Raw genomic sequence first — 16,570 nt, 5'->3', positions numbered from 1 at the left:
CTGTTCTTCTGAAAAACGCTTCTTCACGTCCGATCTCCTTGCGTTATGGGATCGGACTCTAAAGCCTCGTGCTACTCAATACCGGGGAGACGTCGCGTGCTGTTTACGATCACCGCAATACACAAAAGAAGGTTTTCCATCACACTTTCGTGTAAGCCTTCAAATATCGCGATGCATTTCTCATTTAGACGTCTAAATTTTTTTCAATTTATCATCGATTTAACTATATCGACAACGCTAGCCATCGCGTGCTTTCTTACAGGAATCATGTTTATCCATCGCCAGCCCATGTCGGCCAAAGTGCGACCGCCTTATTTCGCTAGGTTTGCTTTCTGGAGCAGTGCAGCGAGATAAAAAAGCGCCGTATAAGGTTCGATTGATGTGATTTTTTTACCGAGCGATATTTTTTAGGCATCCAATGTCCATCAAAAAAATCTTCTTTGATGGCGAAATGTGCGTTGTAACAACATCGTTCGCACATTTCATGTGGATACTCGCGTCCATGCGGAAGGGAATCCCTATGAGCGTCCTCCTCGTCAGCGTTGACAGCAAATACGAGGCGCTCGGAATTCCTCCTTCAGTTAGCGGCAAATCCCATCGCACGCTGTGTGGAAGTCATCGCTTGAAGCGATGCCTTCCACACACAGTTGCGCTTGCCCTTTGATGCCGGAAAGCAAACGCAAACCCGAGGAATAAGCAGTAAAACGCAGCACTTCCAGGACTGGAAAACGAATGAGCCCGCCCTACATGGCGGCTCATTGTCCGCGTCTGACATGTCCCCACACAGGAGATAAGCATGGGTATTTCACGTCGCTCTTTTTTGAAAGGTAGTGCGTTGGCCGCCTCGCTCGGCGCAGTCGGCTCGTTATCAGTCACACGCGCCGCAGCGCAAGCCTTGTCGGCATCGGCGGCACATCAGAATAAGAAAAATGCAGTCAGCGGTCCCGGCGACGTCGTCGGCAAAGTCACCGTGGGTTATCAGGGTTGGTTTGCGTGTATTGGCGACGGCGCACCGATCGACTGCTGGTGGCACTGGTCGCAGAACGAGTCTGCCGAGCCCTCGCCCTCCAATTCGGGGATCAAGGCGTGGCCGGATATGAACGCGTATGCAAAAAGCTACCCCACGGGGTTCGCCGCGCTCAACGGTGGTGGTTCCGCCAACCTTTACTCCAGCTACGACCAAAGCACGGTCAACCTGCATTTTCGGTGGATGCAGGAAAACAATATCGACACCGCCGCCTTGCAACGTTTCAATCCCTACTCTAGCGAGGGGCCCACGCGCGACGCTGTCGCTGCCAATGTACGCACGGCGGCGGAAGCCTACGACCGCAAGTTTTACATCATGTATGACGTGTCAGGCTGGACCGACATGCAAACGCAGATCAAGCAAGACTGGACATCGAAGATGTCGGCGCTGACGGCATCGTCGGCCTACGCGATGCAGAACGGCAAGCCCGTGGTTTGTATCTGGGGATTCGGCTTTGATGATGACAACCATCCCTTCGATGCGGCGGCGTGCTCTGATGTCATCACTTGGTTCCAGAACCAAGGCGTCTATCTCATCGGCGGCGTACCGACGAACTGGCGAACCGGCGGTTCCGTGCGTCCCGACTTCCTGCCGGTATTTCACTCGTTCAATATGCTTTCGCCATGGATGATCGGTGCCATCGGCACGATCGACCAAGCCAACGCGTTTGCCGTGGAGACCAGTGCCGCCGACAAGGCCGATTGCGATGCGAACGGCGTGGATTATCAACCGTGCATTTTACCGGGCGATGTGTCGGTACAGCAGCGTGCTCACGGCAACATGATGTGGGCTCAGTTCTACAATCTGGCCAGTATCGGCGTCGCGGGTTTCTACATCTCGATGTTCGACGAATTCAACGAAGGCAACCAGATCGTCAGTACGGCGGCAACGCAGGCGGATGTCCCCGCCAACTCAGGCTTCCAATCCCTGGATGAAGACGGCACGCCCTGCTCGTCCGACTACTACATGCGCCTTACGACGGACGGTGGCCGCATGCTGAAAGGTGATCTACCGCTGAGCTTTGTGCGCCATACAGCACCGGTGATCGGTAGCAACGTGGGTGTGGCGACGGTCGCAAGCCTGTTGGCACAGATCAACAATCGGTACGTCACGGCGGAAGATGACGGTGCGCAGTCACTCATTGCCAATCGTACGGCGATCGGACAGTGGGAACAGTTCGACCTGATCGATGTCGGTAACGGGAATGGCGATGTCGCCCTGCTCTCTCACGCCAACGGTAAATACGTCACAGCCGAAAACGCCGGCGCGGAACCCTTGATCGCCAATCGCACCGCCATCGGACAGTGGGAAACCTTCCATATCGTCGTACAGCCAAACACCGGCGGTGCGGTCGCCCTGCTGGCGCGTGCCAATGGACTCTATGTGACCGCAACCCAGGCTGGACAGGGCCCGTTGATTGCAGGCGCGACTCAGGTTGGCGGATGGGAGTTGTTCAACCTGATCCTGTCATAGGTTGCTTCATACGCCACGAGGGTGCCGAATAACCCACTTTCCCAAACTGCCCAGTCCGGCTTTTGGTGAGAGCCAGATGTCCGGACACCGGTATGCGGCCTTGTGGGGGAAGTCGATCGTGGCTTGTCTCGACGGACACTCAACCATGCCATTCACATACTGACCTTTTCATCGGAGATGCGAGAAGAACACCTCGGCATCGATGGTCAAAGGTTTCTTCGTGTCGTGGTCTTGACCGTTTTCGTGACCTTGGCAGGCTTATTCTCCGCCACGCGCAATCACAGGAATACACACTGAGGGTCAGTAGCTCTACAAGCCTGACAACCAGCTCGTGCCGCACGTGTCTTTTAAACGGGTGAACCATCCCCGTACCCAACAAGACCAACACCACTCCGAACGCCAAGCCAATCTTCCATCGGCACAACTCATGGATGTGCCGCTGCGTCTACCCCTCCAACCTCCTCGGAAAAAGCAACCACGCGAATCAGGAATTTCCCGATGTGAGCGTTGCCACGCTGCCGCGATAGTGCGCGCCATGGACGGACGCTTTGCGCAGGGACGCGGGCAAGCTTTGGAACTCTCACGAGGGGCTTTACTCAGCCTTGTTCAACCACGATGAATTACTAAAGGATACGTGCCATGACCACCAGGGTTAAAAGACTCATCATCTTCGGAGACAGTCTTTCTGATATCGGCGTCAAGCGGAAGACCGTTGCCGGGCAATTCGCTTCGCTCTTTGGATTGATGCGTACCAACCAGGTCAATCGATATAGCGACAACCGGAACTGGACCGACTTTATCTGGGAATGGGCTGGTGGCCAGCCACTGATCCGCGTCGACAAGACGACGTCCGAGGCCGCCGCGGCTTTCCATCTGAAATGGAGCCAAAGCAGCAACAACGGGGCATTGGACGATGATCCACTTTATTACGCGAATTACGCAGAAGGCGGCGCGATGGGAGGGTCTGATCGTTGGGGTGCAGGCCTGGGAACCTTTAAGGAACAATTCGAACGCTACAGCAACGACCTGAAGGCACACGACCCGACGCCTGGCGTTGGGCTCTATCTGATCTGGTTCGGCTTGAACGACCTGGTGACAAATGGGCGTGATCCGGCAGACATGAAAGCGGTCGCGCGCCAGCTGAGCGAGATCTGCCAGCAGATCGTCGCGATCGACAGTAACGCTGCGTTCCTGTTCGGTAACCTTCCCAATCCTCAAACCGCGGTGCGCTACCTCGGGCAGGAAGCGACCGATAAAGTGCTTGGCTTTACGGAAGGGTCCTTGAATTTTGGCCATGAACTTGCCAAAGAGATCAATGCGAATTTCCCCAGGAATCCGGCAGCCATCGTCGACGTGTACACGCCGATGGATCACGTCTGTAGGAACCTGAGTTCCTACGGACTCACCCAGGAAAAACAGCCGACGGGGATCGAGGTCCGCTACGGTGCACCACCGAGGAACCAGTTGGCAGCGTTCTGCACAACGACCAGCGATGGCGCTCATCCTACCGAAGAGGTGTACAAGCTGATCGCGCAGATCTGGGCGGATGCGATAAAGCAGCATTTCGAGTTGGCAGCGCTTCGCCAAAATCAAGACGCGCACTTCGTGGTGAAAGGATCGCAGTGATCACGCAAACTCTGGGCTTGTAGAGTCATCGATGTAGTCGACGGATCGTCTTCGTGATCTTCAAGTCCATGTCGACGGGAATCTTTGTTTATTTCTGGCGCTCCGCTCAATCGCCAGGAATAAACAAAGAGGATTTCCCATGATCGAAATTGAATACGCTCATAGGCAAACAAGTTTTTGGTTAAACGCGTCCGTGTTTCCCGACGGCTGATGTCGCGTCTCCGATGGCCAAGGCAAGGTCCCTCTGCGAATAGGGCTTTTTGAGTCTTGGCAACTCTAATTCAAAATCGCTCGGCAATTCTGCGTAGCCGCTGGCAATGATGATTGGCAGCTCGGGACGAATCGTTCTAGCGTGTTTTGCAAACTGGGAGCCGGTCATCATGGGCATCGCATGATCGCTTATGACTAAGTCGAAATGTTGTCCTGACTGAAGTGTTTTAAGCGCTTGCTCAGCTGAATTTGATTGCGCGACGTGATGTCCGAGCTCTTCGAGCTGCGCACACATAGTCGCAAGTACGAGCGTGTCGTCATCGATGGCCAAGATGTCGAGTGATCTGGATATCGACGCATTTGTAGTAGCAGACGCCTGCTCTCCTTCAAGAATTTTCGTTGCAGAATTTAATGCCACCGGCAGCCATATTTCAATTTGCGTCCCCTCGCCTCTTTTGCTCTGGACAATCAAACGTCCTCCGGATTGCTCAGCAAGTCCATGGACCATGGATAAGCCGAGCCCCGTTCCTTTTCCAACACCCTTGGTGGTGAAGAAAGGTTCGGTCGCACGGGCTAACGTTGTCTCATCCATGCCCTCCCCCTTGTCGGCAACCATCAGTTTGATGAACTCGCCCCTGGGCAGCTTCGTGAAGTGGCTTAGATCGACCGTTTCCTGCAGGGCTGAGATCGTTATCGGGCCGCCGCCAGGCATAGCGTCACGCGCATTCACCAGCAGGTTCATCAAGGCGAGTTCTAGCTGGTTGTGATCCACGAAGACCGGCTTTAGGACCAAGGGGAAAGTAGTCGTGATGGTGATATGGGAACCCAGGGATCGTTGCAGCATGTCTGACATGCCGTGCACGAGTTCAATCAGGTTCACTGATACCGGGCGAAGCTCCTGTCTTCTGGCAAAAGAAAGCATGCGCTGGGTTAGTGCCGCACCACGAAGTGCGCCGGCCTTGGCATGCCCTATGAGGGTATGAATTTTAGGGTCATCTGGAACGCGGCTGCTAAGGAGTTCAAGACTCGCCGTAATCGCCATCAGGAGATTGTTGAAATCGTGGGCAACGCCGCCGGTCAATTGGCCTATGGACTCGAGCTTTTGGGACTGAAACAGGGCTTCACGAGCACGATCGAGTTCCTCTGCAGCCTTGCGCTGCTCGGTGACGTCGCGCGTAACCTTGGCAAAGCCGGCCAGCTTGCCTTGCTCGTCTAAAATACGGTCGACAAGGACGTGCGCCCAGAACCGGCTACCGTCCTTGCGCACTCGCCACCCCTCACTCTCGACTCGACCTTCAGACGAGGCAAGTCGGAGATTTTTTTGCGGCTCACCATTTCCACGGTCTTCTTCCGTGTAAAAGCACGAGAAATGCTCGCCTATGATTTCGTCCGGCGTGTAACCTTTGATTCGTTCAGCCCCCGTATTCCAGCTTGAGACATGACCCGTCGTATCAAGCATGTAAATCGCGTAATCCGTCACGCCTTGAATAAGCATCTTGAATTGCGCCTGATTGTCACGCAGGGTTTCCTCCGCTGACTTCCGCTCGGTCAGATCACGCGTGACTTTGGCGAATCCAAGGAGTTTTCCGGCATCGTCCTTAATAGGGTCGATCAGAACATGCGCCCAAAAACGGGATCCATCCTTGCGTACTCGCCATCCTTCGCTTTCAAATCGGCCATCCACTAACGCACGTTCGAGAGCCAAGGCCGGTACACCAGCGGCCCGGTCTTCTTCCGTGTAAAACCGTTCGAAGTGCTTACCAATGATCTCCGCTGCTTTGTAGCCTTTGAAACGTTCCGCCCCGAGATTCCAGCTGACCACATGTCCGCTCGCGTCGAGCATGTAGATGGCGTAATCGACGATGGACTCGACGAGCAGACGATAGTTACTTTCGAGCGTGATGGTCATAAGTCGACTCAATGCTTCGGGAGGTAGCGTCCGCGCAATTCCGAGTCACTCTGATGTGGAACTGGCTGACGATCGGATATTTCTCATACGCGATAACTGCTCTGGCCACAGCCATCACTACCGTCAGGCATAGCTGGCGGTGGTGACGGCTGTGCGTCTTGGCTACTCGTTCGCTTTCAGGATTTTCTCGATATCTTCCAAGGTCGAGTTGGTGAGTGTCTTTGCCAGTTCGCCAGTGATGCGTTTGGTTGTCTCGGCATGTAGCTGCGGCCGGACCTCGCCCAACGTCTTTGGGTCGGCAATCAAGAACAGATGCTCGAACTCTTGCTTTAATGCGGCGGCATTGAGGCGATGTACAAGCTGCTTGGCAAAGGTTGCCTCATCGTTCTGCTCGGGGCTTTCCTCGGGAGGGCGATGGCCCGAGGGACCTTGTCCTTGTTCGTCCGTGACTTCGAACTTCATGATGTCTTCCTGCATCAGGCGAAGCGCGTCTCCTTTGCCGACATTGTGAAACAAGCGTGCATGAGTGCCATCGGCGACGATGACCCACGTGCCAGTGGGAATCTTGTGCATCAGCTTCTCCTTCATTGGCAACGCACCAAAAGCGTTGCACCGCTCTCGTGACCTTAGCTACCGTTGCGTGACAGCTTTGGTAACGAATCATTCCTTTGAACAGGTGTTGATCGCGAGCGATCTTTATCGCTGCTTCAATACCCCCTGGAGGGTAAGACCAAATATCTCTTGGCCGCCCTTTCGCTATCCCTTGCACAAAAAGCGGTAAACCTCAGTCGCAGCCCCATCGACCATGATCAACTGCGTCTGTTCTCTTGCATGTTCAAGTCGATTTTTCGGTTGTCTGCGCCACCTTGGCTTGTGCTTCACTGACCGCTTGAGCGACCTTTTCGGCCACGCCGCGAGTGTCCCAGTAGACCTGCCCTTCGTAGGTCTTTCCGTCTCTCAACGAGATTCGATCGCCTCCAGGACGGGGCGCTCGCCAAGGTGGCATCCGCTGTGGCTGAAAGTGCGAACAGCGACATGCGCTTGGGGGTGGCTGCCGCCGCTTTCTTGGATGTCTGCGTCGAACCATCTTATCGCCGGCTTGTCATCGAGGACGCGCCAGCCGTATTGGGCGCAGCGCGTTGCAGAGAGATCGAAGACGCTACTGTCTTCGGTGCGATGGTTGCTGCTCTGATGGCCCGGCACAAGGCAGGTCGATTTGAGGTTCCCGATCCGAAATTAGCTGGCCGGATGATCGCCAGCATGCTTTGCGAAGCGGCCCTTCAATTACCTGAGGCTAAGAACCCCAAGCAAATGAGAGCACATACGCTCGCGATCGTTGCCACAGTGTTGTCTGCGTTCGATCCTGGTGCCAGCGGCAAGTAATTGTGTCGGAGCTCGAGATGTTACAAATCATCTACTGACCTTCCCGTTGGCGATAAAGCCAGCTGAGCGCAGGGACATCCGGGTGCCACGCCTAACGACAATGAACCGGTCGGCGCGAGGCCATAGCTTTGTTCGCTGGCGTTGGCTTAGGGAGCGCAGTCGCCATAGAAAGAAACCTGCTTTGCCGGGTAGTCGAGCAAGAGCTTCACTTTCATTGCTGCGAACGTCATGTTGCCAATGTTCGCCATGCGCGAGTCGGTCGAACCCTTGGTCGACATGATCACAACGGTCTCGCCAGCCGGCAACTGGAAGGGTCCCAGGCCGACCGGGACGTTCAAGGTGGCGGTATCACTGGTGAAAGTGCCACGCGCACCAGCACCTTGGGCCTTGCCCGTGACTTTCAGCGCGCTACGTACGCCTTTCACATTCAACGCCGCTTGATACAGCGCGATGCCTCGGTTGGAGCCGGTGTCCAGCGTAATTGGCACCTTTGCATCGCCAAGATGGAAGTCCGGAATCACCGGTATCTGCTCATCGGCAAATGAATGTAGCGGCGTGCCGTAATGCTTTTTGCACTGCCGGACGAATGTTTCGGCCTCCTTCGCGCCGGAGAAGACCGTGACGGTGCTCGCCGGATAGTCGATCAGCACAACCTTGTCCTTCAGGAAGCTGTAACCCAGGACTGCATCGACAGTGCGTCCATAGGTTTTCGAAAGCGTTCCCATGTCCGCAGCCAGCGTCTCCACGTCACCGAAGGCGTGACCACCGATCTCGAGGTCCTTGATCGTTGCCGGGAATACAGTCGTCTTGCCCGTACCCTCACCGTCAGCCTGCCCACTTGTCTTGCGATCCACCGGCAGTGCGAGCGCATCGGCGCGTTTGATGTCGATGACTGAAGGGTCGACGCCGGTATCCAGTAGAACGTAGAGCGGCACTCCCTTGACCATCACGTTCAAGGCAATGGCGTGTTTCGAGAAGTCGAAGGGAATCGTGACGTTTGCCTGACTTGCGTTGGCAGCGAATAGCACAGTCGTCAAGGCAACAGCCAGCAACGGACGCGAAGGATAAATCATGTGGCCGTTCCCCAAAGATCGATCACCTAGCCTACGCTTGGAACAAGCATCTGCGACACCGCTATTTGTCACCCTGACTTCCGGCACACACCGGTTCGGCACCAAAATTTCCGACGGAACATCAGATGCTGCTGCAATTCTTCGTGCGATGTCGCCATGTCGTGCTTGTCTTATCGAATGGGCAAAGCGCCACGGTTCTGAGCAGCACTTGCTCGTGGGTGATGCCCTTGGTCATGAATCAGAATCTTGGATTCGCCTCCCGCAGGCCCCGTTGAATTACTCACGATAAAGAAGAGTTATCGTGAGTCTTCCGGATGGCGGGTTTCGCCAGAATAACAGCGTAGTGGCTCAATACGATTTCCCGATCGCGGCGGCATCCTTCGGCAAGGACGAGTCATCCACGCGTCCGCTCGCCATAGCCACACCTCGTGCCTCCGGACCGAATGCCATCAAGAGAATCAGCGCCACGGCAACCGAGGTCACTACCACCAACAACGCGTAACCATAGTCCTGCCCATGTCGCTGCGCGATCTCCGCCTGCAGCACGGGATTGATCGCCGCCAGGAAATTGCCAAGCTGATAAACGACGCCCGGGAACGTGCCGCGAATTTCCGCCGGCGACAGTTCATTGAGATGCGCCGGCACCACGCCCCATGCACCCTGCACGCCGAACTGCATGACGAACGCCGCCGCACACAGCATGTATACATCCCTGCTGTGTGACCACGGATACACTGCCAGCAACGCAATCACACAGGCCAGCATGATTGCGCGGCGCCGACCGATCTTCTGGCTCAGCATGCCGAAGAACAATCCGCCCAGGATCGCCGCGACGTTGTAGACCAAGACGATATTCGTGAGCGTCGCGTGCGGCAGGCCGAGCTGCTTGCCGAGAAAGAGCTTGGGGTAGATGTCCTGCGTGCCGTGCGAGAAGAAATTGAAGGCCGTCATCATGGCGATCGCATAGACCGTCAGCTTTGCGTTCGCCTTCACGATCTGCAACAACGAAACCTTGGGTCGCTGCTTCATGGCCTCGAACGCCGGACTTTCGTGGATCTTGGCGTTGATGAAGAACACCAGCAATGCCGGCGCTGCTCCTACAAAGAACATGCCGCGCCAGCCGAGGTGCGAATAGAAAAATCCGAACAACAGTGTGGCCAGGAAATAGCCGGTCGGATAACCCGCCTGCAGCAAGCCGGAGACCCAACCACGCCAGCGACTCGGGATCGTCTCCATCACCAGTGAGCTGCCCACGCCCCACTCGCCGCCCATCGCGATGCCGAACAAGGTGCGGATCACCAGGAACGACACGTACGACCACGCCAGGCCACTGACGAACTCGAACAGCGAGTAGAGAACAATCACCAGCATCAAGGTCGGTTTGCGGCCATAACGGTCCGCCATGCGGCCGAACACGAAGGCGCCCACCGCACGCGAGGCAAGCGTCAAAGTGATCGCCAGCGTAATGCTGGTGATGCTTACACCAAACGTCTTGGCGACTTCATCAAATGTAAAAATCAGAATGAAGAAGTCGAACGCGTCCAGTGTCCAGCCCAGGAACGCGGCGATGACGGTGTTGCGCGCTCGCGCGATATCGGTGCCTTGTACAGAAGCCATTGAACTACCTGCCTAATTTCAAACAAAATGTTGTTGAACAAAATGCTGCCGAATAAAACCATCACCACGGCAACGTTCGGCATTAGAAAATAATGCGCACACCAATCGACGGATCGAATGAACCCGTTTGCAAATAGCCGCTGCCCATGCCGTCATAAACCCTGGACCATTGCACGCCGCCGTACACGTCGAAGTGCTTGCCAAAGTGTTGATCGAGTACCAGCGACAAGGCGTTGTAATGCCCGCTGCACTGCGCTGAGCTGCTATCCGAACATGAGACTTTCGCGTAGCTGCTCTGCATGGCGCGGTAATACGCACCGAACAGATCGAGCGAAGGCGTCAGTGCGTAGCGCATGCCCACCCATGCGATCTTAAGTATTTTTTGGCGCGGAAACGCATCGTTATTGGTGACGATGAAATAGCCGCCGATCGTCTGACTGCCGATCGGTAGCGGCGTGGACGGATTGACATAGCGAATGTGCTCGTAGGCGCCGAAGAACTTCGCCCTGCCCGCATCGTATTCGCCCAGGAAGGTATAAGACGTATTGTCCGATACGGTACCTGGCACCGTCTGGTCGACTGGCAGACCATAAGTGGACGAACCCGGCGTGGTCAGCGCTTCAACCTGCGCAGCAGTCAATGGCGTGCTCACCGAAATGGCATCGTTCTTGTGCGCCAACACAGCATCGACTGACCAGGGCCCCTGCGCTAGCCCCATATCCACCTGATAAGCGGTACCTCTGGAGCTGGACAACTCTCTGGCGTTGCCGAACTGATACATCGCGCCGCCGTGAAACATCCCTTCCGAGAGCGTGTATTTCAGCGTGCCGTCGAGCAAACGGTCCTCGGTATCGCCAGTGCCGGCGGTGGCGCCGAAGAAACCGACGTACGAAAACGCCAGCGAACAGCTCAACGGATCGTATTTGCACACCTCATCGTTGAGCAGCGTACTCTGGCGACCGAAGGTGAGCGTGCCGTAGCCAGGCGACTCGACACCAAGGAACGCCCTGCCGTTGAGCGTCTGGCCCGCACGCGTCGAATCGCCCCATGACTTCTGCTGCGCCAGGGGGACGCCATTGTTTACGGCCAGCGAGCGCGGGCCGTCGATCAGCGTACCCGACGCAGGCAGAAAGCCGGTGTCCAATTGGAACACCCCCCACCATCCTGCCCCCAAAGGCTCGCGACCCTTGATGCCGACGGTGGAAATGCTCATGCCATTGGAAGCCAGCGACGTGTTGGGTTTGTTGCTGGCCTTGATCAGGAAGTTGTTGACGTTAGTGGCGGCGGCATCGCTGAACGAACTGCCATGGCTCTGATAGGCCACTCCGATATCGATGGTGCCGTACAGCGTGATGCCGTCCATCGTCAGACTGTCCGGCGTGCCGGATTCGGTAGCGGCCCATGCCGGCGCGCATGCCAGCATCAGGGCAAACGCCAATGTATTGATTTTGTACCGTGCTCTCTGCATATCGAACTCTCCCCAGGCTACGACGGGTGCCGACGGTCACGAGTATCGGCGCGCTATTCATCAACGTGTTCTTGGTTGTCCCCGGGGCGCAGCATGCCGCTGACTGGCATCGCGATGAATAACACCATGGGACTAATACTTTCCGGCTAGACGCCGCACGCGCGGGGTTTCTGCCTTAGCATGTGCTCATGCATGCGACCGGCGACGTTGAACTTCTATGCCTGGGCATCACCCCAAAGCACTCAAAATCGGACTGCTCGCCGCGCTAGTCGCCGCCATCGCTGCCACCACCTGGGTGGCGGCTTGGTACGCGAGGCAACGCGCGCTGGAGCAGCTTTCCGTGCAGGCCTTGGATCAGTTGCAGATCCGCGCCCTCGCTCTGCAACGCCTGGTGGATCGCTATCGCGTGCTGCCTACGGTGCTGGCGCTCGATCCCGAATTGCGTCACGCCCTGTCATCTCCTGCTTCCACGGCAGACATCGCCGTGCTCAATCGAAAGCTGACGCAGGCTAACGGCGCCACGCACGTCTCCACACTGACGCTGATCGATCGCCGAGGCGTCGCCATTGCGGCAAGCAACTGGGATACACCTTCCAGCAACGTGGGCCTCGATTACACGTTTCGCCCCTATTTCCAGGAAGCGATGCAGCAAGGCCGGGGCACGTTCTATGGCATCGGTATCTCCACCAACCTGCCCGGGTATTTCATTGCCGAAGCCCTGAGCGACGACCGAGGGCAACGCGTCGGTGTCATCGTGATCAAGATTCCACTCGATACGCTGGAACAGGAATGGGTGAGCAGCGGCGACACTGTGCTGTTGAGCGATGTGCACGGCGTCGTCTTTCTCAGCAATCAGAGGGCATGGATATATCGTCCGCTGCAGCCACTCGATCCGAGCGCCAGAGCGACGCTCGCGCAAACCCGCCAATACGGCAACAACCTGTTGCCACCTACGGCGGTTCGTCTATCAAGCGAGCTCGGATCGAATGGGCGGTTAGTGCAGGTCGATCGTCCCGGTATGCCGCATGAAGTGGTCTGGCAGTCCATGCAGCTTCCGACACAACAATGGACGCTGCACCTGCTGCGCGATGCGCACCCTGCGACGACTGCTGCCTATCGCGCTGGATTTTTCACGCTGAGCATCTGGCTCTTGCTTATCCTGCTTGCTCTGTTTGTGCAGCAACGTGTACGCACGGCACAGTTGCATAAACGCAGTCGGCACGATCTGGAGCGGTTGATTTCGCATTACGCCAGCGCCTTGCGCTCAGAGGAAGACAGCCTGGTGCATGCCGCGCTGCAAGCCATGGCTGGCCATCCTGAAATGTTGGATCGCCTGCCGCAAGGCGTCAGCGTGATCGATGCGCAACTTCGCCTCGTTGCGTGGAATGCTCGGTACACCGAGTTGCTCGGTTATCCGGAGACGCTGCTGAAGCCCGGCCAGCCGGTGGAAGAACTGTTCCGTTACAACGCCAAACGCGGCCTGCTCGGGCCCGGCGACCTGGAAGAAACTATCCAGCGTCGCTTGAATTATTTACGTCGTGGCAGCCCGCATATGGTCGAACGCGAACGCCCCGATGGCAGTCTGCTGGAGATACGCGGCAGGCCGCTGCCCGGTGGCGGCTTCGTCACCAGCTATGCGGACATCGCGCTCTATAGAGAAGCCGCGCGGGAACTGCGTACGCTGACCAATACACTCGAACACCGCATTGAGGAAAGCACGCAGGATCTGCGCTCCGCCAAGGCGGAGGCCGAACGGGCCAACCGCAACAAGACCCGTTATGTCGCAGCTGCCGTACACGATCTGCTACAGCCGTTGAACGCCGCGAGACTGTTTGCCGGCTCGTTGAAAAAAACAGACACGGAGACGGCGATGGTGGAACGCATCGAGCGTTCGCTTCAGGCGCTGGACAGTCAGCTGACGAGCATGCTCGACCTTGCCCGGCTGGATGCGGGCGCCATCACGCCGGATCTCAAAACGTTCGCGTTATCGCCGCTGCTGCAGGAGCTGGCTGGCCAGTTCGGCATCCTGACGCAGGCCAAGGGATTGCGCCTGTCGTTCGTCAACACCTCGGCATGGATACGCAGCAATCCCGTGCTGTTGCAACGGACCGTGCAAAATTTCCTCTCCAATGCGCTGCATTACACGCCGCATGGACGCATCCTGCTCGGCTGTCGTCGCAACGGAAGCACGCTTCGCATCGAAGTATGGGATACCGGCATCGGCATACCGGAAGATCGGCGTGACATCATTTTCCAGGAATTCCGGCGCCTCGATACGACCGTCGACGCGGATGAGCGCAGCGCAGGCTTGGGGCTTTCCATCGTCGAACGCATTGCGAATCTGCTCGGCCATACGCTGCAGGTCCGTTCATGGCCGGGCCAAGGCAGCATGTTCGGCATTTCGGTCGAACTTGCGCAGCCAGCGCTCGCAACGCCCACGGATCACGATGACGGCAGCGACGATTCGCTGCTGAAAAACCGCACTATCTGGCTTATCCAGGAAAATGCTCACTTGCGACAGAAAGCAGCGGCGCTATTGCAAAGCTGGGAATGCAAAGTGTCGGAATGGACGAAAGCCGACGAAGCCCTGGCAACGGCAGAATCCTTGGCTGCACCGGATCTGATCCTGGTGGATGGACAATGGGAACCCATCCTCGCGTTGCTGCAGCTTGAGCAGGACGGTCACAGGCCGCCGATTATCGCTTTTCTCGGCAAGGATGAAGCTGGGCTTCGGAATGCGCTGCTGCAAGCCGGTGTGCACACCACGAATCTGCCGCTGTCGCCGGCACGCCTGCGCGCCATGATGACGCAGTTGCTGCTTACCGAACCGGCGCGCGCATCATGAGGCGTCGTCGCCCTCTTCCAGATCGAGCGACTTCACCAGCACTGCCGCCTGCGTACGTGAACGGCATTCGAGCTTGGATAGCACGGCTGTCACATGAATCTTCACGGTGTTTTCGGCCAGACCAAGCCGATCGGCGATCTGCTTGTTGAGCAGCCCTTCCGCGATCAGCATCAGTACGCGAAATTGCTGCGGCGTAAGCTTGGCAAAGCGTGCTGCCAGCGCCGCATCCTGCTCGCTACGCTCCGCGCGCGTCGATTCGAACCACAGTCCGCCCTCGAGCACGCACTGCACAGCCTTGTTCAGATCCTCCACCGGCGCGGCCTTGGGCACGAAGCCCGCCGCGCCGAACTGCTGCGCGCGACGTACAGTACGCGGCCGGTCGTAGGAAGAAATCACGATCACCGGCAAATCCGATCGCTCGGCACGCAGCCACAGCAGCGATGAAAAGCCGATGGCGCCGGGCATCGTCAAGTCCAGCAGCACGAGATCGATCTCCGGCGTTATGGCGAGGCAGGATTCGAGCGTGCTCTGACTGGAAGCCTCCAATACGCTGCATCCGTCCATGGCGGCGTGCAACGCGTGCACGACCGCCGAGCGAAACATCGGATGATCGTCGGCGACGAGGATAGTGGTAGGTGTGTCGCTCATGCGCTCACGTCATTGGCAATGCAGCGACACTAGCTGGCAGAGCAAGCAGCGGCAAGATGTCTGCTCCCTCCCCTGTTTCGTGCAGAGAGCAGGCTTCGTGGGCATCAAGACAATGACACGCTCACTTCACTGCGGCATTTATCGTCGATTATCGGCATCTGAGTCTGGACGCACCCGAGATCGCACAGTGCGATCTGATTGAACGGCATAGTGCAGTTGGAGCGCCTGGCATAGATCGATTCCACAAAGGGTGCGACCGCCGTTTCAAAGCGCGGTCTTGACTACCCAAGAGACGGTATGTCATGTTCACCGCCACTCGCACTACTGGCGCCTCGAGACGGATTACCGTCGTGAAATGCGAGTCTACCTATGCCGCGCGCCTGGGCACTTCCGCCAACAAGAGGATGTGCCCATGCCTGTCTGGTCTAATGTGTTTGCTTTTGCTCTGGTCGCCTTTGGCTTGGCGCTGACGCCAGGGCCCAACATGCTCTATCTGATCTCTCGATCAATCTCCCAAGGTCCCGCGGCGGGCCTGATTTCCCTCGGTGGTGTCGCTCTGGGTTTTGTGTTCTACATGCTATGCGCGGCGTTTGGCGTGACCGCCTTGCTGCTGACGGTGCCTTACGCTTATGACGCACTGAGACTGGGCGGTGCCGCGTATCTTCTGTACCTTGCATGGCAAGCAGTCAGGCCGGGTGGGCACTCGCCCTTCCAGGTGCGTGACTTGCCGCTGGATCGACCTAGCAAGCTGTTTGCCATGGGCTTTCTTACCAATCTGTTGAACCCCAAGATCGCGGTTCTGTATCTGTCGCTGCTACCCCAATTCATCAGCCCGGGCCAAGGCGGCGTTCTGATGCAATCGCTCACTCTCGGATTTGTGCAGATCGGGATCAGCGTAGCCACGAATGCCTTGATAGCCCTGACAGCCGGTTCTATCGCCGCGTTCTTCGCGCACCGTTCTGGCTGGTTATTAGTGCAACGCTGGCTGATGGGTACCGTGCTGGTCGGTTTAGCCGCACGCATGGCCACACAAGCCAGGCGCTGAGCATTTTCTGGGTGTGGACTTCGTGCCCTTGCCGAAAGCGAGGGCACTACTGACGTGCAGTAGGCTGGGAATCGGCCGGCCGATCTTCGATCAGAACGCCAACGCGACCTGGGCTTTTACGCCGCGATCGTTTTCGTGGCTGGCGTGGGCGTAGGTACCGTCGAGGCTGGCCGTCCAACCATGACGGAGTTCGGCCGACAGGCCCCCACTGACGGTTTCGAGCAGTCGACCCGTCTTGACGCCATC

At 57.2% G+C, this 16,570-nt stretch carries 11 protein-coding genes and 1 riboswitch; of the genes, 5 read left to right on the top strand and 6 right to left on the bottom strand.

The annotated features are described in order from the left end of the window. Positions 1-796: 796 nt before the first annotated feature. Complete coding sequence (locus tag HDE79_RS21595) at positions 797-2,500, top strand: twin-arginine translocation signal domain-containing protein (protein WP_184605266.1); 1,704 nt, start codon at positions 797-799, stop codon at positions 2,498-2,500. 639 nt (positions 2,501-3,139) lie between these two features. After that, the gene (locus HDE79_RS21590; protein WP_184605264.1) at positions 3,140-4,126 is read left to right on the top strand and encodes an SGNH/GDSL hydrolase family protein; all 987 of its coding nucleotides are present in this window, start codon (positions 3,140-3,142) and stop codon (positions 4,124-4,126) included. A 181-nt stretch (positions 4,127-4,307) separates the two neighbouring features. Here the strand turns inward: HDE79_RS21590 and HDE79_RS21585 are convergent, their stop codons facing one another. Beyond that, positions 4,308-6,245: a PAS domain-containing sensor histidine kinase gene (locus HDE79_RS21585; protein ID WP_184605263.1), complete on the bottom strand. Its 1,938-nt coding sequence runs from the start codon at positions 6,243-6,245 to the stop codon at positions 4,308-4,310. Between the two features lie 162 nt (positions 6,246-6,407). Further along, entirely contained in the window at positions 6,408-6,833 is a 426-nt protein-coding gene (locus HDE79_RS21580; RefSeq protein ID WP_343206018.1) for a host attachment family protein, read from the bottom strand. Positions 6,834-7,256: 423 nt separating this feature from the next. Between HDE79_RS21580 and HDE79_RS21575 the strand changes: the two genes are divergently transcribed. Continuing rightward, a complete protein-coding gene (locus HDE79_RS21575) occupies positions 7,257-7,628 on the top strand; it encodes a hypothetical protein (protein ID WP_184605261.1) in 372 nt (123 codons plus the stop codon). 146 nt (positions 7,629-7,774) lie between these two features. On the opposite strand, the gene HDE79_RS21570 is transcribed toward HDE79_RS21575, so the two are convergent. The 3 genes from HDE79_RS21570 to HDE79_RS21560 form a co-directional block, all read right to left on the bottom strand. Continuing rightward, complete coding sequence (locus HDE79_RS21570; protein WP_184605260.1) at positions 7,775-8,701, bottom strand: retropepsin-like aspartic protease; 927 nt, start codon at positions 8,699-8,701, stop codon at positions 7,775-7,777. Between the two features lie 348 nt (positions 8,702-9,049). After that, positions 9,050-10,318, bottom strand: a complete 1,269-nt coding sequence (locus HDE79_RS21565; RefSeq protein ID WP_184605258.1) for an MFS transporter — start codon at positions 10,316-10,318, stop codon at positions 9,050-9,052. Positions 10,319-10,400: 82 nt separating this feature from the next. Continuing rightward, on the bottom strand, positions 10,401-11,786 hold the full coding sequence (locus tag HDE79_RS21560; protein WP_184605256.1) for a porin: 1,386 nt from the start codon (positions 11,784-11,786) through the stop codon (positions 10,401-10,403). A gap of 217 nt (positions 11,787-12,003) precedes the next feature. Here HDE79_RS21560 and HDE79_RS21555 point away from each other — a divergent pair, with 217 nt between their 5' ends. Further along, positions 12,004-14,631, top strand: a complete 2,628-nt coding sequence (locus HDE79_RS21555; protein ID WP_184605255.1) for a PAS-domain containing protein — start codon at positions 12,004-12,006, stop codon at positions 14,629-14,631. Here the strand turns inward: HDE79_RS21555 and HDE79_RS21550 are convergent. Continuing rightward, entirely contained in the window at positions 14,626-15,279 is a 654-nt protein-coding gene (locus HDE79_RS21550; RefSeq protein WP_184605253.1) for a response regulator transcription factor, read from the bottom strand. The two genes, HDE79_RS21555 and HDE79_RS21550, sit on opposite strands and share 6 nt — an antisense overlap. Positions 15,280-15,589: 310 nt before the next feature. Next, positions 15,590-15,672: riboswitch (ZMP/ZTP riboswitch) on the top strand. A 19-nt stretch (positions 15,673-15,691) separates the two neighbouring features. Between HDE79_RS21550 and HDE79_RS21545 the strand changes: the two genes are divergently transcribed. Continuing rightward, positions 15,692-16,324 (top strand): LysE family translocator, encoded by a 633-nt coding sequence (locus HDE79_RS21545; RefSeq protein ID WP_184605251.1) that lies wholly within the window; start codon positions 15,692-15,694, stop codon positions 16,322-16,324. Positions 16,325-16,570: the final 246 nt, after the last annotated feature.

The organism is Rhodanobacter sp. MP1X3, assembly GCF_014207165.1.
GTDB lineage: Bacteria > Pseudomonadota > Gammaproteobacteria > Xanthomonadales > Rhodanobacteraceae > Rhodanobacter.
Note: the sequence above shows the minus strand (reverse complement) of the source record. Positions and strands in the feature narration are given on the sequence as shown.